At 56.2% G+C, this 24,280-nt stretch carries 10 protein-coding genes; 3 read left to right on the top strand and 7 right to left on the bottom strand.

Annotated elements, in window-relative coordinates:
• Window positions 1–82 precede the first annotated feature (82 nt).
• The 4 genes from RISK_RS09200 to RISK_RS09185 all read right to left on the bottom strand — a co-directional run bounded on the left by RISK_RS09200 (window position 83) and on the right by RISK_RS09185 (window position 14,607).
• Window positions 83–1,039 carry an efflux RND transporter periplasmic adaptor subunit gene (locus RISK_RS09200; RefSeq protein WP_083434868.1) on the bottom strand — a complete coding sequence of 319 codons (957 nt, stop codon included), beginning with the start codon at window positions 1,037–1,039 and terminating at the stop codon, window positions 83–85.
• Complete coding sequence (locus RISK_RS09195) at window positions 1,014–2,984, bottom strand: preprotein translocase subunit SecA (protein ID WP_053061108.1); 1,971 nt, start codon at window positions 2,982–2,984, stop codon at window positions 1,014–1,016. The genes RISK_RS09200 and RISK_RS09195 overlap by 26 nt, the downstream gene beginning before the upstream one ends.
• 158 nt (window positions 2,985–3,142) lie before the next feature.
• Window positions 3,143–4,921 (bottom strand): TolC family protein, encoded by a 1,779-nt coding sequence (locus RISK_RS09190; protein WP_053061107.1) that lies wholly within the window; start codon window positions 4,919–4,921, stop codon window positions 3,143–3,145.
• A gap of 278 nt (window positions 4,922–5,199) precedes the next feature.
• On the bottom strand, window positions 5,200–14,607 hold the full coding sequence (locus RISK_RS09185; RefSeq protein WP_047813962.1) for an SdrD B-like domain-containing protein: 9,408 nt from the start codon (window positions 14,605–14,607) through the stop codon (window positions 5,200–5,202).
• A gap of 633 nt (window positions 14,608–15,240) precedes the next feature.
• Between RISK_RS09185 and RISK_RS09180 the strand changes: the two genes are divergently transcribed.
• Window positions 15,241–16,086, top strand: coding sequence for a glycerophosphodiester phosphodiesterase (locus RISK_RS09180; protein ID WP_053061106.1), 846 nt, complete (start codon window positions 15,241–15,243; stop codon window positions 16,084–16,086).
• A gap of 596 nt (window positions 16,087–16,682) precedes the next feature.
• Here RISK_RS09180 and RISK_RS32560 read toward each other — a convergent pair.
• A complete protein-coding gene (locus RISK_RS32560; RefSeq protein ID WP_173442640.1) occupies window positions 16,683–16,859 on the bottom strand; it encodes a hypothetical protein in 177 nt (58 codons plus the stop codon).
• Between the two features lie 236 nt (window positions 16,860–17,095).
• On the bottom strand, window positions 17,096–18,301 hold the full coding sequence (locus RISK_RS09175) for a DUF1559 domain-containing protein (RefSeq protein WP_236696166.1): 1,206 nt from the start codon (window positions 18,299–18,301) through the stop codon (window positions 17,096–17,098).
• Window positions 18,302–19,304: 1,003 nt separating this feature from the next.
• On the opposite strand from RISK_RS09175, the gene RISK_RS09170 reads away from it, so the two are divergent.
• On the top strand, window positions 19,305–22,202 hold the full coding sequence (locus tag RISK_RS09170; RefSeq protein WP_160311418.1) for an FG-GAP-like repeat-containing protein: 2,898 nt from the start codon (window positions 19,305–19,307) through the stop codon (window positions 22,200–22,202).
• 131 nt (window positions 22,203–22,333) lie between these two features.
• Here the strand turns inward: RISK_RS09170 and RISK_RS09165 are convergent, their stop codons facing one another.
• Window positions 22,334–23,179: a PA4780 family RIO1-like protein kinase gene (locus RISK_RS09165; RefSeq protein WP_047813960.1), complete on the bottom strand. Its 846-nt coding sequence runs from the start codon at window positions 23,177–23,179 to the stop codon at window positions 22,334–22,336.
• 269 nt (window positions 23,180–23,448) lie between these two features.
• Here RISK_RS09165 and RISK_RS09160 point away from each other — a divergent pair, with 269 nt between their 5' ends.
• Complete coding sequence (locus RISK_RS09160; RefSeq protein ID WP_047813959.1) at window positions 23,449–23,910, top strand: hypothetical protein; 462 nt, start codon at window positions 23,449–23,451, stop codon at window positions 23,908–23,910.
• Window positions 23,911–24,280: the final 370 nt, after the last annotated feature.

Here is a 24,280-nt window from a genome sequence, read left to right as displayed (position 1 = left end):
AGAAGGAGCGGTGGCTTGGTGAAGCACTATGGTTTCCCAGGCAAATCGATTTTCGCGATGCGAAGGATTCAGCAGGAAAGGGTCATTGGGGAGAGCGTCGATGCAGGACAGTTGCCTGCATCGGTTCGGCATGGGATGCATCCGGCAACTTCAACTGACACCGAACTCCCGATCGATGCCGTCTGTTGGCATTGTCGATCAACAGTTCCACGCGAACCGTTCCGCTGCTGGGATCGGTGGTCGGGGCGATGAAGTCAACCGTTCCAATCGCGTGCGTGCCGAAGTCAGGAAAGGTCAGCGTTTGTTGCGATCCAACCGACAATTGAGCCGCTTGAACGGTGGTGAGGTGATACCGCACACGGAGTTTGTTCAACACGACCAATTGGGCGACGGGAGAGTCAGAGGTGCCGACTCGTTCGCCAACCCGCGCTGGCAATTGCAAAATAATGCCATCGGTGGGAGCGATGATTTGGCGGCGGGCGATCTGTGCCTCGATCTGTTCCAACTCGGCTCGCAACGTCGCTCGTTCATCGTCGACCGTTTGCAACTGTGCTTCCGCGATCTGAACGTTGAATTGGGCGTCGGCAACTTCCTGATCGTTGGCATGGTTCTTCGCAAGCAACGCTTGAAGTTGATTCAAATGGTTTTGGTGATGGGAAAGCGTTGCTGCCGCTGCCTCGCGTTTGCCGGTCGCATTGATCTTGGTCAGCGTGGCATGACGAGTCGCCTTGAGCACATCGCAGCGAAGTTGGCAAATCAAATCCCCCGTCTTGACCGCGTCGCCTTCGCGAACGGCCAACGTATCCACAACACCAGGTTCTGCTGCGGCCAAGTCAATCGTTTCCAAGGGTTCAGAAAACGACTCGGGGGATCGACCGGAAGGAATCTCGGCCTGGACGCAATTTGCGAACACTGACATTGCCAGCAGCAACGTTGCCGGCATCAGGACAGCAAACACCGATGGATTGAGTCGCATTCTGGGGGACAACGGCATTGGACGGGCATGTTTGCTCTCAGGCGACCTGTTGGCGAAGTTCATCGAGCCATTCCTCTTGTTGGGCGGTCTGTTTTCGAATGCGAAAGTTTTCTCGTTCCGCGATGGTTTGCAATTGTTGGATTCGGCGATCCCAGGCCTCGTTTGGGATTGGTGACTTCAATCGGCTTAGGATCGATTGCAATCCAGGGTCGTGTCGTTGAACCAATTCGTCGTCGGCGGACACATAGAACCGACCGCTGCCGGGTTGTCCTTGGCGTGCGGCCCGTCCTAGCAATTGGCGATCGATTCGAGCGGACAGGTTTCGTTCCAGCCCGATGACGTGCAGCCCCCCAGCGGCCAGTGCTCTTTCGTCAACCGAAATGTCGGTGCCACGACCTGCCATGTTGGTTGCCACCGTGATCGCGGAAGACGTTCCCGCCGCGGCGATCAGAGCCGCTTCGGTTTCGTCTTGCACGCCGTTCAGAAGGTGATGGTTCAAACCGGCTTGCATAAGAGCTTTGGAGACTTGCTTGGTTTGCAAAATATTTCGAGTGCCGATCAGAATGGGTTGCCCGATCTGGTGATGTTCTGAGACCTCATCCGCAAGGCGGGCGAGTTTCTGTGTGTGGTCAGCAAAATAGAGCGTGGGCTCGACGCGTCGTTTGCAGGGAAGACGCGTCGGGATGGCATGCACTTTCAAGGCATACGATTGTTTCCATTCCCGTTCGTGTCCCGACGCGGTGCCCGTCATCCCGCACAAGGTTTCGTAGCGAGCGAAGTAGCGTTGCCGGGACATGCGCGCCTGCGTGCGCCGTGATTCGCTCAATGGGACGTGCTCTTTTGTTTCCACCGCTTGGTGCAATCCTGACCTCCATTGCCGGTCGGGCACGATCCGGCCGGTGGAGGAATCGACGATCTGCACTTTTCCATCCCGCACGACGTAGTCGATGTCGCGGGTCAGCAGACACTCCGCTCGCAATGCGGTTTGAATGTAGTTCGGCCATGGCATGGACAATTTGATCCGGCGCGTCTGCAACCATTCAAAGGCTCGTTGAATTCCCAGTTCCGTAAGTTGAACGGTTTGCTGCAGCGAATCGACCTGAAAATTGGTGCCTGGAACCAGCGTCTGCATGCAAGCTCGCGCCGCATCGAAGACACTGGTCTGGTGGGACGATTCATTGTCAGGGGAAGACACGAGCGAATTGTCGCGGACCTGCGGGCGTTGCTGCGACAAAACCAACGGTGTCATGGCCTCGTCGATCAGAACACTATCGATTTCATCCACGATCGCAACTTGATGTCGCGTTTGGCAACGCAACTGCTGCGGATCGGATTGCCCACGCAGTGATTCGCGAATGGATTGTCCAAGTTGCTTGCGCGGTTGAGCGGCGAGCGTGATTTGATCGCGTAGGTAGTCAAATCCAAACTGATATCCCGTCGCGAAAACAATGTCGCACTGATAAGCGGCCCGCTTTTCACGGGGGGACTGATCGGCTGATGAATGCCCCGAACTCAGCGCCAGCCGATCAAAAACGGGGGCGAGCAATTCCCAGTCACGGCGGGCAAGGTAGGCATTGGACGTTGCAACATGAACCTGCTGGTGACGCATCGCATGAATGATCGTCGCGACCGCGCCGGTGATCGTTTTTCCTTCGCCGGTTTGCATTTCAGCGATCTGGCCGCTGGACATCACCAGAGCGGCTTGGAGTTGAACGTCGTAGACCGTGTAACCAAGTTGCCGCTGAATCGCAGCAACCGCAAAGGCCATCGCATGAGTTGTGAGTTGCGAATCTTGATTCCCCGAACGCTCACTCAAACATGCGGAATGGGGACCCGTTTGTTGATCTCGCAACAAATTCGCATGCCAACGCAGTTCACTGTCACTGAGTGAACTGATTGCACAGGCGAGTGTCTTCGCCGATGGAAGGATCTCATCACACGAAGCCTGCTTTCGCCTTTCAGCGAAGCCAAGCCATTGCGAGAGTGCAGGCAACCGGGGTGGGATCATAGGAGTTCGGTGGGCGTGAGTTTTTGGTGTCCCTGGTAACACAGAACAGCAAGAGTCCGTGTTACCGGAGACCAAAGGTGAGAGACAGTTAACAAGCAGGCGAATCATTCACCCAAACCATCATCGGACGCAGCGTTGGCACCGCTGTCGAAACTTGGTCACTCGAGAATTGGCTTGTCAAGAATCTTCGTCGGGAGACCACCGGTCTCTGCGACGCCTTCGGTGACTTGCTCGGTTTCCAGCAGGGTGCCACTGGCTCGTTTGACGTTCATGAGCGACAAGTTGTAGGTCGTCAGCGCACGTGTGAATTCAGATTCCGCGTCTGTCAGTTGAGATTGAGCGGCGAGCAGATCTTCCAGGTACAAGCCGATTGAACCATTCTGTCCTGGGACGTGCGACCAACGCTGCTGGATGCTGTCCAGGCGTGTTTCCGCGGCAACCATGGCGGCGAACTTGGCTTGGTATTCTCGTTCTGCCGTGCGAACTTCCCGGACGGCGACTTTGGCTTCCATCAACAGGGTTTCGGCGGTGGCATTGAACTGGTTTTGCAATTGCCGCACTTCCAATCGCCGGCGCTGCAATCGGGCCTTGGCCGCTCGGTTGCCAATCGGCATTTGATAGGACAGACCGATCGCATAGCTGGGTTCTCCGGTGCTGAACTGATCCGTCCACGCCCGACCGATGTCACTGTGCCCGCGAAGACCAGCGACATATGTTTCGCCAATGAAGTCGAACTGGGGCAACAGTTCGTTCTTGGACATGTTCAGACGCACACAAGCCGCTTTGATTTGCTTGATCGCTTGGTCGATCTCAGGCCGTTTTTGCATCGCTGTTGACAACACGTCACCCACGGCCAGGTGGGTTGATTCCAAACGAGGCAGATCGACGGGAACCATCTCTAAGTTCGTGGTCATGGCAAACTCAGGATCATTCACCAGAGCTTGAACTCGATCTTGAGCGTTCCGGACGGCCATTTCGGCACGCACCAGTTCTGATCGCCGGTTGGTAACGGCGGCATCGACTCGTGCGAGTTGACTGCCGACCACGTCGACGCTGGCACGAGCCCGCAGACTGTCTTGAACCTGCTGCGCGAGTTCGAGCGACCGTCGCTTTTGCACCAACGTGGCGCGTTCCAGGTACAACGCCCAGTAGGCTCGCGTGACCTCCAGCAAATGAGATTGCAATTGCCGCGAAAATTCGTCTTCGGCAATCGAAGTGTCAATTGCAGCCAACACAACCAACGAGTTGTTGTAAACCTTGCCACGACCTTGCATCAGCGGTTGAATGTAGCTGAGACGCAGTTTCGCTGTGCCTTGGTTGTTGGGCTGGAAGTAAGTGCTGTTCGTATTCTGGTGACCAAAGTCCTGAGCGACCTCGAAACGCCCACCGTAGTGATTGCGTCGAGCCAGGCCGGCACTCCCTGTCCATTGGTGGTTGTGGTAGCGATCGGATCCGCCCGTCGTCAGGACGTTGCCAACGGGATCGGAATTGTCGTCCCACCGAGTGTTCATGAACGCATTCCAGTCAAAGGCAGCACAAGCTTCCGTGATCGCAGTCTGGCGAATCAATGGCAGGTCGCTGAACACCTTGACCTGGGAAGAATTCTGAAGCGTTCGCACAAGCAAGTCTTCCACACCAATCAGGACGGTGTTGGAATCGGCCTGCATCGGGGTAGTCAGCACATCCTGCCACCATGGTCGATAGCCATCCTGCACGGGCGCGAGTTGTTGCAGCGAACTCAACTCGCTGGCGTCGGAATCGGCAGCGACTTGGATCTGAGGTGAATATGAATTCTCATAAGCGGCCAGCGATCCGGTTTGCGCCGAAGTGACACTCGGCAAGAGCGAGGCAATTGTGGCGACGCATCCCAATGAACACACCAAGTGTCGTCGGCGAACAGGTCGTCGAGCATCCGACAGATTTGAAAGCTGAAGCATCCGTCAATCCGAGTGGAGGGTGTCTGTGATCCACGCAATGAATCATCGCGGTGAACTTAACACTCGTCGCGCCACCGACCTTTTGTACAGGTGCGATGCAACATGACGCTTCATAGGAGTTTGGCCGATTGCGCAAACGCGCAAATGGAATTTTCACCAACACCTTTCGGCTGAACTGGACCGTCAAACAGGCCCAAAAACAGCGTGTTCAACCACGCCTCGAACGGGGCGTGATTGAACGTCTGAAGATTGACGGCGCGTCTCAAGCAGGCTCGACGCTACTTTGATGACACGTTGGTGGATGCCGTGTTCAATTGATAACGATGCGCTTTGCAACCAAGCTGCAATGGATCGTTGTGTGCGATATGTATCACTTCGAGTGTTTCATATGCCGTCTCTCGCATCACGCCGCTAACAGTCAACCGCTCGGTCATCATCAGAGACGAGTGGTTGGCCGGATGGAAGTATCGACGCAGGTTGAACCCAGCATCCTGGTTCGCGTTCTCGATGGAAGCGACCTGTTCAATTTCCATGCGATGTGGGTGCTTCCAAATCACACTGCCTGGGAACGTTGCCAACCAGTTTCCACCGGTGTCTGCGACCACTTGGCGGTCTCCGATCAAGCGTCCGCTCTCGTCATAGATCCGAATGCTGAGCGTTGTACCTGGCTCGGCCAACCCACTGAAGATTGGATCGACCGGGACGGGGCGCAGTTGTCGTTCGGTCGGATCTCCCGGGGCGTGCCACCACCCCTGTGGCAGATCGTCACGTGGATTGTCGTTGGCCCAATTGCCTTCGTTGGTAAAGGAATCAAACGTAAAGACGATCAGCTCATCAAGAGTTGAATCGGTGTTGTTGGACACCGTGATTTCCGGACCGTTCAGCGTGTCATCAGTGACGGTAGCGGTCGTGATGATCTGATCGGCAAGTGGATCGAGAGGAATTTGACGCACCTGCACGGTGACCGTGAGCGTTTCGGTTTGGCCAACGTCAAGGTCCCCCACGTTCCAAGTCAAAGTGCCATTTGCGAAATCCCAAGTGGCGTCGCCCGGTTGATCATGGGCCATGCCGTTTGCGTCCAGGATGTCCATCGGGAACTGATCCACCACCACGACACCGGTGCCGTCACGCTCGCCGAGGTTCGTGACAGTGACTTCATAAGTGAAGGTGTCACCCCCCTGCGCCGCATCCGTTAGCGAAGAGATGTTTGTAACCGCATAGTCAACGATTCCAGGATATCCAAAATCGGCCGTGTCGTTGTCGTTGCCGGGTGTCAGCGTGACCAACGTTTGATCGTCGTGGACCGCATCCAGATCGTATGTGCTGGTCGTTGCGATGTTGTCACCGAGTGTTGACGAGTCCACTCGCACTCGATAATCACCGGCAATGAGTGTGTTGAACTGATATTGGCCGTCCGCGTCGGTCGCGGTGATCAGTGTGTGGTCAAACGTCCCGTCTCCGTCGTAGTCGATGTCGAGCGAAACCGTGGCACCTGCGATTCCCCGGTCACCATCGCTGCTGTCAAAACCGCCTCCGTCGGCGTTGTGGTCGATGTAGACGCGGTCACCAATGACGAGCGAACCGGCGAACCCAAAGTCAATGTCGGACCGGGTTTCACCATCCGCAAGCGTGACTTCCGCGACGCCCGCGATGGAATCCACTCCAGGACTGGCGACCAGATCAGCGGGCAGGTCCGCATCATTGGTGTCGATTTCGACGCGGTAATCACCCACCGGCAAGTGATCGAACGAATACACGCCATTTGCGTCGGTGGTGGTTTCGATCGTGAAGTCATCGTCGTTGCCAAAGATCCCATCCAAACCCGCAAATTGCAGGTCAACGGTGACATCGGCGAGCCCGCGTTCTTGACCTTGTCGAATGCCGTCTCCGTTGATGTCCAACCACACGGAATCTCCAATCGAACCGGTGCTCGCGTATCCAAAGTCAACGTCGTTGCGGTGCCCGTCCAGGACAGTGACGTGCGACGTGCCATCAACGAGGACATTCACGTCATCGATTTCCGCGGTCCCCGAAAGTCCACCGGGTAGCGACGCGTCGGCGATGCTGATCCGATAATCGCCGTTGAACTGGTCGGTGAAGGAATACGCTCCGTTGGCATCGGTGGTGGTGAATTGCGTGGTATCGTCCGCGGATCCAAACGTGTTGTCCGCTCCCGCGTACGTCAAGGTCACGCCAACGTTGCCGATGCCGGGTTCGCCGGCGTCTTGGATACCGTCGCCGTCTTGATCGAAGTAAACCGTGTCACCGATCTCCCACAGCTGTTCCCCGAAATCCACGCCTGACATTCCCGCCAATGGAACGTTGATGGTCCGTTCATTGGCAGACGAGCTCGTGTACTGTGACGGTTGAACTTGGCGAACGATGTAGGTGTCTGATTTCCGATCGGCAAACAGGTAGGTTCCATCCGCGGCGGTCGTCGTCGTATCCAACAGCGTGGTTCCGTCGGCCGCATAAAGTTCGATCGTGATGCCTACCAAGCGACCAGTTTCGCCTCCGTCGAGAATGCCGTCCCGGTTGGCGTCCAAAAACACGGTGCCCTCGATTCCGACGCCCCGTTCGGCAAAGTTGTAACCGGTGCCGTCCTGATCTTGATTCAGATTGACACTGCCAATCACATTGGTGACGGTGGTATCACCATTGGCCAAAGAGCCATCCGAATGAACACCATCGTTGAAGTTCGCTGGCTGGATTTCCGTCAGCGTGTACCCCGATGCGTCAGCGGGGCGTAGGTTGTCGAACCGGTAAGTTCCATCCGCCTGAGTTTGCGTGGTTCGATGGACCACGTTTCCGAGATCATCGACCCCTGTCAGCGTGATCGTCACCGATTCAATGGCTTCGTCGTCATTGTTCAACACGCCATCGTGGTCTTTGTCGTTGAAGACCATCCCAGCGAGGCTAGACGGTAGGATTTCACCAAAGTTGTTCTCCGTTCCCGCGGTATCGGACACGATGATGCTGGTGATGGCGTCGTTGTTCAGCGTCCCGCCTTGACTACCGACGGAGTCTTTGCCGTCGAGGTAACCAGCTGGCGTGCTTTGTGTGATCACATACCCTGTACCATCACTGGGACGCAGGCCAGTGAACTCGTAGTACCCCAGTGTCCCCGGCGCCGAAGAGGTTGTGGTCGTCAAGTTCACCGTGTTGCCCAGGTCATCGGTTCCGGTCAACGTGACCGTGACTCCGCCCAATCCGGTGTTGCCAGCCCGACTGCCGTCGTTTTCGGTGTCGTGATAGACGTAGCCCGAAACAGTCGACTCGACGACTTCGGCGAAATTGTAGTTTGTACCAGTGTTGCCAGCGACCAAGTCGATCGACGAAATGACTTCGTTGACCGATGTATCACCATTGCCGTGGTTGCCATCGGTCTCTTTGCCGTCCATGTACGGACGTCCCGACGGTGCGTTGCCTGCCACCGGCGTTTGCGTCAGCGTGTACGTGCCGGGACGCAGTCCGTCGAAGGCATAGGAACCGTCCGCGTTGGTAACAATCGTTTGCGAAGCGATCACGCCGTTGTCGTCTACGCCGTCCAGCGTGATGGTGACACCGCCGATGCCCACTTCGCCCGCATCTTGGACACCATCGTTGTCAGCATCGTGATAGACGAAACCGCTGAGTTCGACTTCTTCCAATTCGCCAAAGTTGAAATGGGTTCCATCGACTTCACTCGACAGAGGCAATACCAGATTCGTGAAGGTATCGTTCAACGAATCGTCACTGCCAACCAAGCTTGGTGCACCGAGCGTGTCCTTGCCGTCGAGGTATGCCTTGCCATTGTCAGCGAACAAGGGTTGTGTCTGCGTGATCGAGTAAGTTCCAGGACGAAGATCGCCAAAGAAGTATGAACCGTCGGCATCGGTTTGGATCGTGATGTCCACATCCTGACCAAGATGGTCTGTGCCTTGAATCCGAACCTCCACGTTTTCGATCCCAGTTTCCCCTGCGTCTTTGACACCGTCATTGTCAGCATCGAAGTAGACGAACCCGGAGAGGCTGTGTTCGCGAATATGAACCGAGTCGCTGTCGGCATCGGTGTCGTTTCGCTCACCAACAACATCACCCTGAAGCGTGGTGGCTTGCCTGACCTGAGCCGTGTTCATCAGCACGGCGTCCGGTTGGACTGTGTTGAGCAACGTCGCGGTCACCTCAAAGGTCACACGGTCACCAGCGAGGATGGTTCCGCCGGAGTACTCGATTTCCCCGGTCATCGAGTTGTAATTTGCGGTGAAGTCGGCTGGGTACTCATTGCCCGCCACTCCCACGGAAACACTGCTGAGGTCGTAGTGGCTGCCGTTGAGAATGTCATCGACCACCACATCATAGGCATCGCCGAGCCCTGTGTTGGACACGGCCAACTGGATCGTCATGGTGTCGCCGGCGTTGGCATCACTATCAACGATGTCCTTGACGATGTTGATATTGGGTTCGGCCACATCGACGATGGCCGCGTTGGAAGTCACGATGTTGGTCCCCACACCATCATCAAGAGCGTCAATCGTGGCGGTGTTGGACAATTGGGTTTGGTTGGCACCTGCGGCAGTGCCGACGTTGGTATCGACATCCACCACGACCGTTTCGACCAAGATCAAGAACGAGTTGTTGGTGCCATCGTTGTCAACAGTCGTGTTGATCGCGTCAAACGTGAACGTGACATCGTCACCTGCTCCGGCGCCCCCCGCGACCGTGGGTGAATTGAGTGTGCCGTCATAGTCCGCCACCATCAGTCCGCCCGAAGAGGCCGCGTCGGTGACCAACGTGTAGCCGACATATTTCAGCCCATCGGGCATCAAATCGGTGACGACGATGCCGGAAGAGTTCCCTTCTGGCAAAGAAACCAGCAAGGCGAACGTGGCCTGTTCCCCAATGGTGACGTCACTGCCTGACGTTTCTGTTTCATTGGTCGAGAACAGTGACTTGTTGAAAGCCGGAGCATTGATCGTGATGGTGGCAGCGTTGCTGGCGAGATAGTCGTGGGTGTTGCTGCCTGAGGGGGTGCCGTCACGCTCACCGGTGTCCACAGTCGATTCCGTCGAGCGATTGCCGACGTCTCCGTCCAGGCTGGTCCAGCTCACCTCAGGGCGATTGACGAGTGATTGATTCGGTGTGACGGTGTGAGCGATCGTGCCGGTTACACTCAAGGTGACTTTGCGTCCGGCCTGTGATTGCAACATGTCAAAATCGGTGCCTGGCTTCAGTTGCAACGTGTAACCGGTCGCGTCGTCTCCGATGAGTTCAAAGTCACTGGCGTCGAGCAGGCCAGCGGTGTCGTTGATCGTGAAGGCCGCACCCAGGATGGCAGATGAACCATCGGAAACCGTGGGCAGTTCACTCGCAAAGTTCAAGTCAAACGCGTCGACGGTGCTGGTGTTGGTCAGTTCCACGGTGTACTCCACCGGGTCCCCAGCATCACCAGTCGTCTGGCTCGCGATGCCTCCCACTTCAACTGAGTTGCTGATCGTCACGGCCGGTTCCACCACGTTCACATCCTGGGCAGGAGTGACAGACGTGAGTTGGCTATCCTCGCTGTTGAAACCGGCGGTGTTGTCAAGTCGCGTGCCATATTGGTTTCCGGAAGTGTTGGCGACCACCGCTTGATACGAAATCGTGATGGTGCCGTCGGCGTTGTCACTGATGTCCGTGTCGGTTAGATCCCCCAGGTCCCATGTGACGCGCCGACCATCCAGGCTGACGGTGGGCGTGATCGGGTTTTCGATCGTCAAGTTGTTCGTGGTGACGCCGGTTTGCCCAACGAATCGGAGACCGCTGTCGAGCGTGTCGACGATGGTCACGTTCTCGGTGGTGCCTTCGGGAATGGTGAAGGTGATTTCGTAGTTGACCAGCTCGCCAATGACTGCGGCATATTGACCGTTGGCGCCCGACACGATTTCGGTGCCAACGAGTGTCTTCGTGCCAATGACGGCGTCGGTCGTCACATCAGCGGTGACGGTGATGCCATCCGGAATGTGGTTCGCACCGGATTCCTGGCCCGCAAAATTGGTGACGCTCGCCGTGTTTGGCAACGTCTCGCCGGGGCTCACTGCGACGGTGGCTTGCAAGTCATAGATCAACACGATCACGTTCTTGCCATGGTTCGCGTCGTAGCCTTCGATCGCACCTTGGGTCGGACTTGGATCAGTCAGTTCAATGCCGGTGGTGAACAGGTCGAGATCGCTGCCCGTGTAGGCAACCGCTGCTCCGGTACCATCGACAACTTGCAAGCTGCCCGCCACGTAGTTCATCCCGGCTGGCAACACATCTCGAATGGCAACATCAAACGCTCCACTGTGACTGGAACCGGTGTTTTCAACCACGATGGCGTAGCGGACAACGTCGCCCGCGTCGACACCACCGGTGATGTCCGCTTGAATCCCTTGAGTGGCAAAATTGGCGGAGTTGATCGTGCCTGTGAATGGTGATCCACCCGCTGCCGTTCCCGCCGCTTCGAATGTGACGCCAGCAGGACCGACTGGCCCCGAGTACGTCTCGTTGGCCGAATCCGCGTCGATGACTCCCTTGGTGACATTCAACACCGGCTGCGTGACTTCGATTTGCACGATGCGATCAATGATCGTCGGCGTCTGCTGGGTGGTACCTTCTTCCACGCGAACAATGTTGGTGAGGTGCAAACCATCCGCCGTCGGCGTGTCTTGAGCCGTGACGGTCAGGTACAGTTCGATCGTCCTGGAGGAACTGCTAGGATCATCATAGTTGCCAATTTCGATTTCCAAGCCGTTGCTGGAATTGACTGTCAACGTCGGAGTGATTCCGGAATCATCAAAGAACGTGTCGTTGGCTCCGACTTCGATGGTTCCGGAAACCGCATCAAAGTCATTGTCGGCATCGAAGGTCCACACATCGCCGGTGGTGCCGTCGGCGTTGTGGTCTCCGGCAACGAAGATGGGCAGTGGCAAGAAGTCCGTCAGCACGAGGTCTTCGAAATCGCTTGACGGCAAGGTGTAGGTGATTCGGTAGGTCACCCGGTCGCCTGCCACCAATTGCGGCAGCCCATCGGGGCCGTTGACCAGGGTGGTGTCGCCATTGATCGCATAGACTTCTTTTGCCAAAGTTCCACGCTGAATGTCGATGCTGGCCGACGAGTTGTCTTGTTCTTCGTGCAGAACTTTGGTGATGTCACCGGTGCCACCGTTTTCCTCTACGTTTTCGCGAACCTCACCGGTGATCTCCAGCGTGCTGTTGGTGATCGCGTCGCCTTGATCGACGCTCCGGTCACCCGACTCAAACGTGTCGGCGTAATCCTCTTGGATCACCGTGCGAAACCGGATCACGCCGGTCGCTGCCGTGCGGATGTCGCTGTCGTCATCGTTGAACGAGAGACCGCCTTGCAAAATGCCGTCTTCGCTTCCATCGGCGTCTTGCATCATTCCCGAAACATCGAACACCAACGTGGTCGAACCATCGGTGCCATCAGGGGTGACTCCGTCTTCATCATCAGCCGTTCCCGGAACCGCGTCAGGCCCGTCGTCGTCCGTGCGATCGATCTGTGTCCGATCCACCACCAAACGTTCACCGCCATCGGGATCCGTGATTTCACGAACGGTGAAATTGCCCGTCACGTGGCCTTGGCTGTCGATGATGTCGAATGTTGCACCATACGTGAAATCGAATTCCTGCCCGTCTTGGAATGTGTCGGTGATGACGATGTTGCCGAACGTGAAGTAGCCGCTGATCTGGAACGTCAGGGTGTACTCCAGCGTGTCACCAGGGGTCGCTCCCGCTGCTCCCGTGTCGGTCGCAATGGCGACCGTTTTCTGAATCGCGATGGCCTTGTCATCCAGGATATGTTCGCTTCCTGACGCGTCGGCGACCGCATTGTTTGCCGAGGCAGCGTCGCGGGTGTCGATTGGAGTCCAGTCACCGATCGCTCGCGCATCGTTGATCGATCGACTGTCAGGGTTCGCAATGGTGTCGTCTTCCCCCGTCGGGCCAATCACTTCGTCCCCAACGGCGTCCATCTCAGCGACATAGAAACTGAACGTCACCTCCACATCGCTGGTGCTGGTCGTACCAACCACTCCGCCACCCAAGGTGTCGTAGTCGTCGCTAATCGTGACCACCAATTCCTCGTTCGCACCCGGTCCGGTCAGCGAAGCCAAATTGTCCGTGTAGTCGGCTCCCGTGAGCGTCTGGCCACCGACCACGACGGAGTCGATGCCCGTCACGACGATGTTGTCGGGCAGGGAATCGATGATGTCCAACGACGTGATGATTTGGCCGGCGGCAATGTCTGCGATGGCACGGTATTGGCGTTGGTGGTTGGGGCCGGTCGCTGTTTCATTCTCAGGACCCACGTACTCGGTCCGTAACGACATCAACGTCGGGGTGATCGCCAGCTGTTCTGACCAGCTGGTTCCCGCATTGTCTGGGTCAGTGACATCCGAATCCGTGTCACTGAGAATCGAAGCAACGCCTCCAACAGGGCTGTCACCGAACCGGAAACCGCTACGTGCTTGGATTTTCAGAGGCGTTCCCATGTCAGCCAGTTCACTGACCGACGCATTGATCTGGACCGTGACTTCTGGCTGGTCTTGAGTGACACTGCCGAACGGCAATTCAACGACGACCAGTTGATCGCCGGGTGTCCCCGTCACCAACAACGGATCCCCCGCGGCATCAACGGCGTACGGGTGTTCCACCACGCCGCTTGGCGGGAACGTGATCTTGGTCACCGTCAATTGTTGTCCCAGGTACGTTGCATTTGAGAATGCAATGCCATCGGGAGCCTCCGTTCCCGCCGCGCCATCCGCGCCGTTGGCAGGGAAGACCAGATCAATGAAAGGACCGTATCCGGCGGTCGTGCCCGTGTTGTCAAAAGTCACGTCAAAGGAAAATTCTTGACCGATCATCACCTCTTGATCGGCACCGACCGACACGACGGGACCAACCGCCAGAATGCCTCGGTAGGACTGTTGCAATGCATCGGAAACAGCCACGCTGGTTTCAACATTGCCGTGGTGGTATTCCAGTTCCCAATCAGCATCGTGGTCAGTGGACCCCGTGTCGTCGTTGCTCGCAGCGACGTCGCCGCCGGTCAGGGCCGCGATGGAATCGGCAAGTTGTTGCCCCTCAGCGGAGTCCGCCAAATCACATCCGTAAATTAGAATGTCACCTTGCGAGGTCAACGCGTTTCCCCAGGAAGCGATGTCGCCTGCGTAAGCGTCGAGGTTGTCAGCCGTCAGCCAAGTGTCGCCAACCTGCAGCGCGGCGTCTTCGCCATGCGTGATCAAGTGGATTGCATCGAGGTCCTGTCGCGTTGTCAGAATGTCGGTGATCTGTTGGACGCCATCGCCATCCGTGCTGAGCAACGCGATTTCAAAGGTGCGGGAACCGTTTTCGTTCGCCAACAGATCGTCAACAATCACGACGTAGTCCTGCACGCTGGTATCGACCAGGATCAACTCACGTGTGGATTCGTCCGACTCGTCGGCCGCTGCGTCCGCGTTCTGATTGGTGGACAAGTCGTTCGACACTGACGCAGCGTCCTCGACATAACTTGCATTGGTATCCACTGCAGCTTGGGCAGCCGATGGGTCGTACTGGTCGGGGGTGACTCCACCGTCAACGGCGGCGTCAAAAAGAATGCGGTCTTCCAGACGACGCAAAATGAACGAGGACGCGGGGCGGCGTTCCTTCGAACGAAAAAACTTCATGATTCTCTCGCAGCTTCGTGCTTAGGCTAAGTCCATTGGGGGCCCTCCAAAGCTTGCCATCGCCAGGGGAATCGATGGTGTACAGCCAAGGGCCATTCAAACGTTCACCATATCTTCCGGCTCGGCAAATTGAACCGCTCGGGGAAGCCGCAGCTTTTGGATCCGCCACTACCGGCTAGAGAAGTGGTATCGATCGAACCGGCTCGTTGATTTTGGACAAAGCGAATGCATCCATGCGAGTGGAAAGATCCCCTTGCTCACAACTAAAACATCACGTGGTCGCCAGTCGTTTGTCCATCGCGAGAGAAGGTCGATTTGTCAGCCAGCACGCATCTCAACCCAAGGCCCGCTTCTCAACCAAACTCCCTTTTCCTCCAGACAACACCGGAACGCCGGGAGCACAAACGTGGCAGTCACGCAGTCAGAACTGCGACACCGATCGGTCGTCTGCTTTTGTCATCACCGACCTGTCACGAGTGTTTTCGTCCTGCCGACTTCATCAAACTTTCATCCTAGCATCCCACGATTCACGTTTCCCGAGTTCTCACCAGCGGGTTGAATAGGCTTCTGCATCCAAGCTAGATTCAAGGCTTGCTGTCATGCTTCCCTCCCTTGGATTGAGATTGCTCTTCAATGAATCGACTTCCCATGTTCCGTTGTGTTTTGATGTGCCAACTGCTCGCCAGCCTGATGTTGGGTTGGAACTGTCACGCCGAGGACACGGATCAGTTGCCGTTGATCCTGGCCCATCGCGGCGGCGCCCATGAGTACGAAGAAAACACCATGGAGGGCTTCCAAGCTTGTTACGAACGAGGCATTCGCGGATTCGAAACGGACATCCGCATGACCAAGGATGGCGTGTTGGTTCTGTTGCACGACGACAGCCTCGACCGAACTCATGATGCCAGCGGCCCCGTTGAAGAAATGCTGGCGTCTGAACTGAACAGCGTGCGAACCAAGAAGGGGCAATCGTTTCTGTTGCTTGAGGATTTTCTGCAGTACTTCCAGGACAAACCAGGCGTGTACTTGGAACTGGAGATGAAGACCAAGAACAAGGCGTTGTACCCCGACGCACGGGTCTCGGAGTATTGCCAGAAGCTGCATGCTTTGGCCAAGCAGTACAAACCGGCAGGGTCAGACTATCTCTTCACCTCCTTTGACGAGCGTCCCTTGGTCACGATGCGGCAACTCGATGCCGATTGGCCGACTGCAATCATCGCCAGTCAACCGCTTTCCGACGAATTCATCGAGCGAGCCAAACGACTGCAAGCAACGCACATCGCCTGCCGGATCACCGGCACCTCACGTGACATGGTGAAGAAGGCTCAAGAACTGGGCTACAAAATCAATGGCTGGCCCGGTCACCGAGTCGAGGATTACTACCTCGCCATCGGCTTGGGACTCGACGTCGCCTGCACCGACATCCCAACTGTGATCCAGAAAACGAAAGAATCCCTGCCAACGGAAACGAACCCGTAGCCACCGCCACGAAACGCATCACGCACGGGGATCGCATCGCCACCTGCGATGCTCCTCTGTCGGCCTTCTGAGGTCGAGCAGCTTTTTAAATCCCTTGCTCGCAAAATCTCGCGACCCCCGCCCGTTGGCGAGGTCGTGCAATTTATAGGTGCCGCTTTTCAGCGAGTTTCCGCATGTTGCACGTCCCCCGAAACGAAGTTTGGGGGGACGTCGAGCGACGCCGTTCAGGCGTTCGCAAGGGAGAGGGCCGGGCATGGGAGGCGGCGCGTGATGCCTCCCCCGGAAATCTTGCTGAACGCTTGCTTTCCGCCCCCTCCCAACTTCGTCGGGCGGGGTTCTCAAGACGCTACTGACACAGCATCTAAAAACTGCACGGCCTCAACAACGAGCGAGGTCCTACAAGTCACTGCTGGATCGGCACTTAAAAACTGCACGACCTCGGCAGAGGAGGGAGTGCATCAAAGACCGGGGCCTGACGGCCCCGGCAAAGATGAATCCATCAAAGAGCAACAACCCCGAATGGGGCAAGACTGTCTGCAAGAAAGGGTTCGCACCCCTTTCTTCTTCTCGCTCGAAAATGGCTTGAATGCAAATTTCTACTTTTGGTCTGCGTAGTCAGATTCCATGTCTTGTTGAGCCTTTGCTTGTTCCGCCTCGTACTGCGCCATGGCATCGGCGTCAGCGTTGTCGGTCGCGAGTCCGCCGTCAGATCCTCCGCATCCAACCGTGGTCAAGCAAGTCGCCAAAAAAGCAATTGTCAGAAATCGAGTCATTGAGTTTCTCTCAGTAGGGTGAATGAAGTAACAGAATCGTTAGTCAGTAAGGCAAATGGATGGAACGAGCTTGGAGGGCATTCGATTCAACGTGCACGTTTGGATCCAGAAACACAGGGATCGGACCTTCTCGAAAGCCGTTGTTCTTTACGTCATGCTTGATGTAGACAGAACGCCTCGGGACGAGTTGTTCCCGAGGCGTTTCATTTAAAAATCGATTGCGAACGGCCGTCGACCTAGAAGTCTGCTTCGAACGTTTCTTTGCCTGCTCGAGTTCCCAATGCACCCCACAAACCGTACGGGCTTTTTGCACCGGGCTGGTTGAAGTTCGCTGCGTTTCCACCTTGGCGAACCATTGGGTTGTCTAAGTTCCCGGCCTCAATGGATTCGGTGATGAACTTGATTGCCCCATCAGCCATCAACACGTGGACCCCACCTTGGTGGCGACTCGATGGAGGAAGGGTAACCTGCTCGGCATAGTTTTGCGTTGTGCAAAGTTCGCGGTTTGGCGGCAAATTGGTCGTGATCGCACTGTAAACCGTGTACGAACTGGCCCATCGGTAGCCACGTCCATTGCCAGCGCTACCATCCATTGGTGCCGTTCCGTTCCAGTATTGTGGTCGATCAGCCGCAACGTATTGCATGCACTCTTGGGGCGCGTCTTCCGGTTGAAGCGATGTGCCAGTCAACGGTCGGGTTCGGATGTCTTGGTCCCCCATATCGCTGGCAATTTCGCCCATGCAAATCGTGTTGGACAGGCCATCGAGAATGTCCCGGAATTGCAACTGGTCGCCGTTCACAAACACGCCGCGGTGGGCAGCGCGAGACCGTTGAAAATCGCCTGAGCCAGGCTTGTTGGCATAGTTGTAGGGACGAACACCGAGCCAAATGGAGCCAGCGCCGGAGTCACCCAAGCAAGCTGCGTAATTGGTACGTCCCAGCGATGGCAACCCGCTTCCTGGGTCGCTTGGGCATCGAAGCGATGGGAGTTGAGTGGCCCAAGGAATGTATTGCAACTGGTTGGGCGTCGGTCCCATCGCTGGCCATGGACATGCGTTGGAACCGCCGGGGCATCCGGTCCCTTCATCGGTTCGACCTACCATCGGGTTGGTGATCTGCTCCCAAATCGCTTGTTGCTCGAGAAAGGGAGTCAAACCGACCAAGATACTCAATCGATAGTGGTTCGCACCATCGCCATTTCGCCAGAACTCGGGAGTGGCAGTATGGGTGTCGAAAGTGCCGGTGGCCTGCATCGGCATCTTGTTGTAGGCAGCGTGATAGTTGTGAATTGCCAAACCAAGTTGCTTGAAGTTGTTGCTGCAACTCATTCTGCGGGCTGCCTCGCGCGCAGCTTGAACAGCAGGCAACAACAATCCGACGAGCACACCAATGATGGCAATAACGACCAACAATTCGACGAGAGTGAATCCACGTCGAGACATTCTGACTTTCATAAAAAAACCATTGATCAAAAAAGGAGGGGACCAAGAACTGGGCAGGATGCGGTCGCAGTGAGTTCTCTGACCAAATTTGCAATCTGTGGGATTGAAATTTCGATGGTCAGGATCGCCAAAATTAGATTCGTCAGTGCATCACTGAAACGACAGACTCGTTCCGTGACCATGAGGAAATGATTTGAGCAAAGCTTTCAAGAGCGTTCACGTTCGATCGGGAAATCAGTTTTTCCGAACGAAGGGAACCAACAGCGACTCAGTATTTCGGGGCAGGACAACAGGCAGGGGGTGTGTAAACTGAAACAACGTTACAGCATTACAGTACTCTGCCTGAGCATTCTGAGCATGTCAAGGGGGTTTATTCACCCGTTTGCGACAAAGACGGCTCGATTCCGGTCAGCATGAATGTCCCGGAAATCCCCAAGGCACGATGCCGGTGAGGGGACATCTGCTGGGTGTCGACGCCCACTCGGCAAGGCGAGACTGAAGTCAGTCTGCCAAGCATTCAACATGCTAACGAGCCAGATATTGACACTTTCGATTCGGCTTGGTCTTGAGAATGAATGTGTACTCAACTCGTCGACCATTGGGTGGCGGATTGGAGATGGGGGACTACACGCCTAAGCGTGCTGCGCACCAATTCGGCAAACCCGTTTCAATGCCTTCGTTCCTGTTGGTTACACCTCCAACGAAATCAGCAGGCTGAGCTTCTTGCAAGGTCAACCTCAACAACCTAGGTTTTTACCGGAAACGTGATCGAGAGTTGCAATCACAAACGGGGTATCGCCAGGAGACGATGGCTCCCTGGTCCGCCCCAAACGCGAATTTCATGCATGCGAGTTTTATGTTGGTCATGCCTTTCGGTTCGGCGATCCCACGGTTTGGATTGTGGCTCGTACTGACCCTGGTCACGTTGCCATGCACAGGGTGCCGCCGTCCAAGTGATGCGGGGGGGGACGATCAGCATCTGGCGGTTGAGCCTCATTCGACCATGGTTGATTTGCGAACGGCCATAAAATCTGGCGATCTGCAAACAGCCTGGGGAATCGCTCAAGACGTGCTGATCACACACCAAGACGACCCGCAAGTCCTGGAAGAGATCGCGTCGCTTGCCTTTGCTCTGGACAAGAAGCAACTGGCCGTCGACTTGATGATTGACGCTACTCGCAAAAATGCTTTTGCTTCGCCGGTTCAGGTACAACGCACCGTTGTGGGACTGATCTCGGTTGGTCGAGTGATGGACGCGATTGACCTGCTCACCATGGCTGTCCAGCAAGTGCCGGCTCAGCACGAATCGCGACGTTTGCTGTTTGACCTTTGGACAGGGTTGGGGGATCGGCACTCGGCTTTGCCTCACGGCGAAGCATTGGTGCGTCAACGACAAATCGACCAAGACTTACTGTTGGCGATTGGTAATACGCGTGGCCGAACCTTGGAAATTGATTCGATGGTCAAAATGGTTGACCGCAATGAATCAGACATTCGTCCGTTGCTGGCTCAGGCAGAATGGCAGTTTGATCGGGGCAAGCTTGTTGAAGCAGTGCGCGTTCTTCAAACCATTCTCAAGCAAGATTCCCAATTTGCGCCTGCCCAAATTTTGCTGGGCCGATCGCTGGCTCGTCAAGCAAAATGGGACCAATTGGAGTCGTGGCATCGTGGTCTCGACGACAGTTGCAGCGATCGATGGGAGTACTGGTCTGTCCTGGGCAACTGGGCATCGGAAACCGGTCAAATCCAAGCGGCGGCGAGATACTATTGGGAGGGCACCCGACGCAATGCAAACGTGATGCAGCTTTGGCAAAACTTGGCGAGGACAATTCGCGAAACATCCGCCCTCCATTCCAAAACACTAGCCTCTTCGCCGTGGCCACAGGACATTCTCGATTCCATTCAAACACGGATCACTCTGCTGGAACGCTTGCACCAAGCCGAACAGCGGATCGCGACGCCGAGTGGAAAGAACGTCAAAACGCTCGTTGAACTCGTGGAAACCCATGCGGCACTGGGGCGATTGTGGGAAGCAGAAGCGTGGGCCGCGCTCGGGATTCGTCAATTGCATCCAACTCCGGCAGCACTCACCCAAGCACGCCAACAGATTCTTGGGCAACTCCGCCGGCAAACTCCTTGGCAGAGCACTGAACGGCATCCTGCATTGCAACTGGATCTTGGTGAGTTGCCGGCGGCCGAATTTTCACTGTTCCGAAAGGATGCTGATCGCGACCGGGACTGGACAGCGACGCAGTGGACGACACCTCTGCTTCGCAACGAAGCGACTCAACGCGGCTTGGACTTTTTTGGGCGAACGTCCGATACGTTGGATCAACCGGGCATTCTATTGTCGAACACGCTCGGTTGCGGCGGCGGTGCACTGGATCTCGATTTAGATGGATGGAGTGATCTTGTTTTCGCAGCGGCAGGCGGGAATCCTGGCCAACGTGATTCCTCGTCCAATGCCTGGTTCCGCAATCTTGAAGGGCAGTTTGTCCCGATCACCAGGCATGCAGGGACGACCGATCAAGCGTTTGGACAGGGCGTTACCATCGGCGATGTCAATGCAGACGGCTTCCCGGACGTTTTGTCACTGAATTACGGGGGCAATCAGCTTTGGATCAACCAAGGTGACGGAACGTTTCAAGAGTGCTCCAATCGTTTCGCATCCGCCGATCAAAATTGGTCGACCAGTGGGGCGATCGCTGATTTAGATGGCGACGGCATCTCTGACATGGTGATCGTGAATTATTGCGATGGATTTGCCCCCAGCACCAACGCTTGCACGGCGGAGGGTGGAACAATCACACGATCGTGCGCGCCAACGCATTTCCCTGCAGGGGCAGATGAGTTTTGGAAAGGAACACCTGACGGTCGCTTTGTCGATGCGACGTCCCAGTGGTCGGTCACCGCTGACATCTTGGGCAGGGGCTTGGGGCTCATCATCGGTTCGGTCGACTCGCAAGTTGGTTTGGACATTTTCGTCGCCAATGACATGACCCCCAACCACTACTACAGCAGCCACTCGACAGGCGATGCCCCATTCATTTTGCGTGAATCCGCGATGATCTCCGGATTGGCAACCGACGCCAACTCCAATGCGCAAGGTTCCATGGGGATTGCCTGCTGGGATTGTGACGGGGACGAGCGACAGGATCTCTTGGTGACAAATTTCGAGCGAGAATACAATACGCTGCATTGCCAGTATCGGGACGGTCTTTGGAAAGATGCGACGCCGTCGAGCGGTTTTGCATCTTCAACGTGGCCGATGGTTGGCTTCGGTTGCCAAGCCATCGATTTCGACAACAATTCACATGCTGAAATTGTCGTCACCAATGGGCATACAGATTTCCCGGTCGATGACGAGGAAGTTTGGTACGCACAACCGTTTCAAATGATCCGACAAACCGGGCGTCGCAAATTTGAGATCGTGCAGGACGACTTCGGTGACGAATACTTCGCTGCCCCCCACGTTGGACGTGCCCTTTGGTTCCTTGATGTGAACCGCGACGGCAAACAAGACTTTGTCATGACTCATCAGACGGAACCAGTTGCACTGATGATCAACCGAACAGAAACAAACCACTCTTGGATCCGTTTCGAACTGCGAGGCACTCACTCAGCCACGGACGCCATCGGCGCACGAGTGAAAGCTCGGTACGGCGATCGTTCCACGGTTGCGACAATCACTGCAGGCGATGGCTATCTATGCAGCAACCAGCGAACTCTTCATCTCGGTTTGGCAGACTATGAAGGCAAGGTCGAGGTGACCATTGATTGGCCCGATGGATCGACGCAGTCCCATCAAGGCCTATCGACGGGGACCGAATGGCTGTGTGTCCAAAGCCAATCACCGTTTGCAAGAGAATTCCAACAAGCCCCCGAACCGAAGCACAGGTGATCTCGGATGTGATCGTGTGGGACGGAGGTCAATTTCAGGCGAAAAGACCGAGAGTGTTGAGCAGGGACACCGGAAGTCTCCGTGAGCGAACAGCATTGACACTTCGATCTTTCTCAGGCAGGCGTCTGATCTCAGCCACCATCGGAGCGGTTTTGGCGGTCCAGTTCGTCTTCGTAGGCGAGGTCGATCATTGTGATGACCGATTTGACGTCGGCGGACTTGGTGGAGAACTTGAATCGACCGGTGAGTTTGAAGTCGGGGTCCAGTTCGCTTTTCTCGTGCAACTCCCACATTTCTTCCGCGTAATGCGTCTCGGCGAGCTCGGGCGCGTACTGGGCGTAGTACTGGGTGATGTTTCGGACATCTCGCTGCAACATAGTTTTGGCGTTGTTATTGCCAGATGCGTTGATGACTTGCGGGAAATCGATGATGACGGGGCCGCTTTCCTCTTGCAGCACGTTGAATTCAGAGAGATCTCCGTGCACCAAACCAGCACATAGCATCCGCAACACGTACGTCATCATGACGGCGTGCTCTCGGACCGCTTGTTCCGCTGACATCGTGATGTCGTTCAACCGCGGGGCCACGCCGCCCTCCCCGTCGCCGATCAATTCCATCAACAGCACGCCGTCAAAAAAGCCGTAAGACTGGGGTACTCGGACGCCCGCCTGGGAGAGTTTGATCAAGGCGTCGACTTCGGCCCGCTGCCAGACGTCTTCCTGTTGATCCCGACCGAATTTGGAACGCTTGTCAATGGCTCGCTGACGACGACTGTTTCGAATCTTTCGGCCTTCCTGGTACTGCACCGCGTTCTTGAAACTACGCTTGGCAACGTCCTTGTACACCTTCGCGCAGCGAACCTCGTCACCGCAACGGACCAGGAAAACCTGGGCCTCTTTGCCGCTCATCAGGGATCCCAAGACTTGGTCCACAAGCCCGTCTTCGATCAGAGGCTGGATGCGTTTGGGGACTTTCAAAGGACGACCGATTCAGGAACGAAGTCGCTTCCGCTGGGAAGCAGGAGACGAAAGGGGAGCAAAATGCGTCCCTGATCCTAACATCGCCACCCCAGAACAGCCTCCCTGGTCGGCACAAATTTCTCCTGATGAGCCTGCGAGGGCCGGATTCAGCTGTGCAACCGCTATCATGGGACAACAATTGAAGCCGGGGGGATGTTGTGAAGATGTTCGTATTTTTGATGAGAACGAAACTCTTGACGAGTTTCGCTACGCTTTGAAGGGAACCGATGGGACAACTCAATGATGTGGGTGAGGCCGATGGCTGGCGCTGCTGGCTGTGCGACGAACCCGTCGACCCGGACATGTCGCCAAATGACCCTCGCGGTGCCAGCGTGGACACTCGGATCACCAAGGCCAAGGCCAAGAAGAAAAAGCAGGGCAAGAACTCGGTCCCGCCAGAACGCTTGGCTCACAAGAGCTGCAACACCGGCAAGGGGGGGAACGATCCCGTCGTGCCTTGGCCGGAGCACTTGATTGTCGTGGACCCGGCCCCAATCATCGCCGCGACAGAGCGGCTGGAACGCAAAGGTGGCCGCGAAGCGATGGCTCGCTGTCCTTCCCAGGACGACGCGGACTCCGTCGCGGCTTGGTTGATCGATCGGCTGTCTCGCCTGTCCCCAGAACTGAAGTTGCGTGCAGAAATCGCTTCCACCGGCGGCCAGTACTTGGTCAGTCTGCACACCGCGTAAAGGACAGACGGAACGCGGGGATTCGCTTGCGCAAGTTTCCATCCTGTTAAACAGGTCGGCAGGAGTCTTTCGGCATTTGAAATGTCTTGGCAAGCGTGGTTGCTTCCACGTCCAACCGGGGCGAACGCCCAAACGGCTCCCATGGTGATGCCCGATCATTCCTGCCGACCTGCTTAGGGATGAAGAAAGACAGAAGCCGGAAGAAAAATGGCATCCGCTATCAGAACGCCATTAGCAAACATTCCGCAGTCCAGGACAATTCCTGGCTGACGCGGCGGGTGGGATGCGAGCGAGACGGTTCCCTTTGTGGCCATTGAACTGGTTGCGGCAGTGAGGGGACGGATCCTGAGCTTGGGAAACTGCGTTTGTT

The organism is Rhodopirellula islandica (genome assembly GCF_001027925.1).
GTDB lineage: Bacteria > Planctomycetota > Planctomycetia > Pirellulales > Pirellulaceae > Rhodopirellula > Rhodopirellula islandica.
This window is presented reverse-complemented; position numbering and strand designations above follow the sequence as displayed.

What these genes read in the sequence shown, in the direction of transcription:
- RISK_RS09185 (WP_047813962.1), bottom strand. Translation starts at nt 14,607, where the DNA reads ATGAAGTTTTTTCGTTCGAAGGAACGCCGCCCCGCGTCCTCGTTCATT.
- RISK_RS09175 (WP_236696166.1), bottom strand. Translation starts at nt 18,301, where the DNA reads ATGTCTCGACGTGGATTCACTCTCGTCGAATTGTTGGTCGTTATTGCC.
- RISK_RS09170 (WP_160311418.1), top strand. Translation starts at nt 19,305, where the DNA reads ATGGTTGATTTGCGAACGGCCATAAAATCTGGCGATCTGCAAACAGCC.
- RISK_RS09195 (WP_053061108.1), bottom strand. Translation starts at nt 2,984, where the DNA reads ATGATCCCACCCCGGTTGCCTGCACTCTCGCAATGGCTTGGCTTCGCT.
- RISK_RS32560 (WP_173442640.1), bottom strand. Translation starts at nt 16,859, where the DNA reads ATGACTCGATTTCTGACAATTGCTTTTTTGGCGACTTGCTTGACCACG.
- RISK_RS09200 (WP_083434868.1), bottom strand. Translation starts at nt 1,039, where the DNA reads ATGAACTTCGCCAACAGGTCGCCTGAGAGCAAACATGCCCGTCCAATG.
- RISK_RS09190 (WP_053061107.1), bottom strand. Translation starts at nt 4,921, where the DNA reads ATGCTTCAGCTTTCAAATCTGTCGGATGCTCGACGACCTGTTCGCCGA.
- RISK_RS09160 (WP_047813959.1), top strand. Translation starts at nt 23,449, where the DNA reads ATGGGACAACTCAATGATGTGGGTGAGGCCGATGGCTGGCGCTGCTGG.
- RISK_RS09180 (WP_053061106.1), top strand. Translation starts at nt 15,241, where the DNA reads ATGAATCGACTTCCCATGTTCCGTTGTGTTTTGATGTGCCAACTGCTC.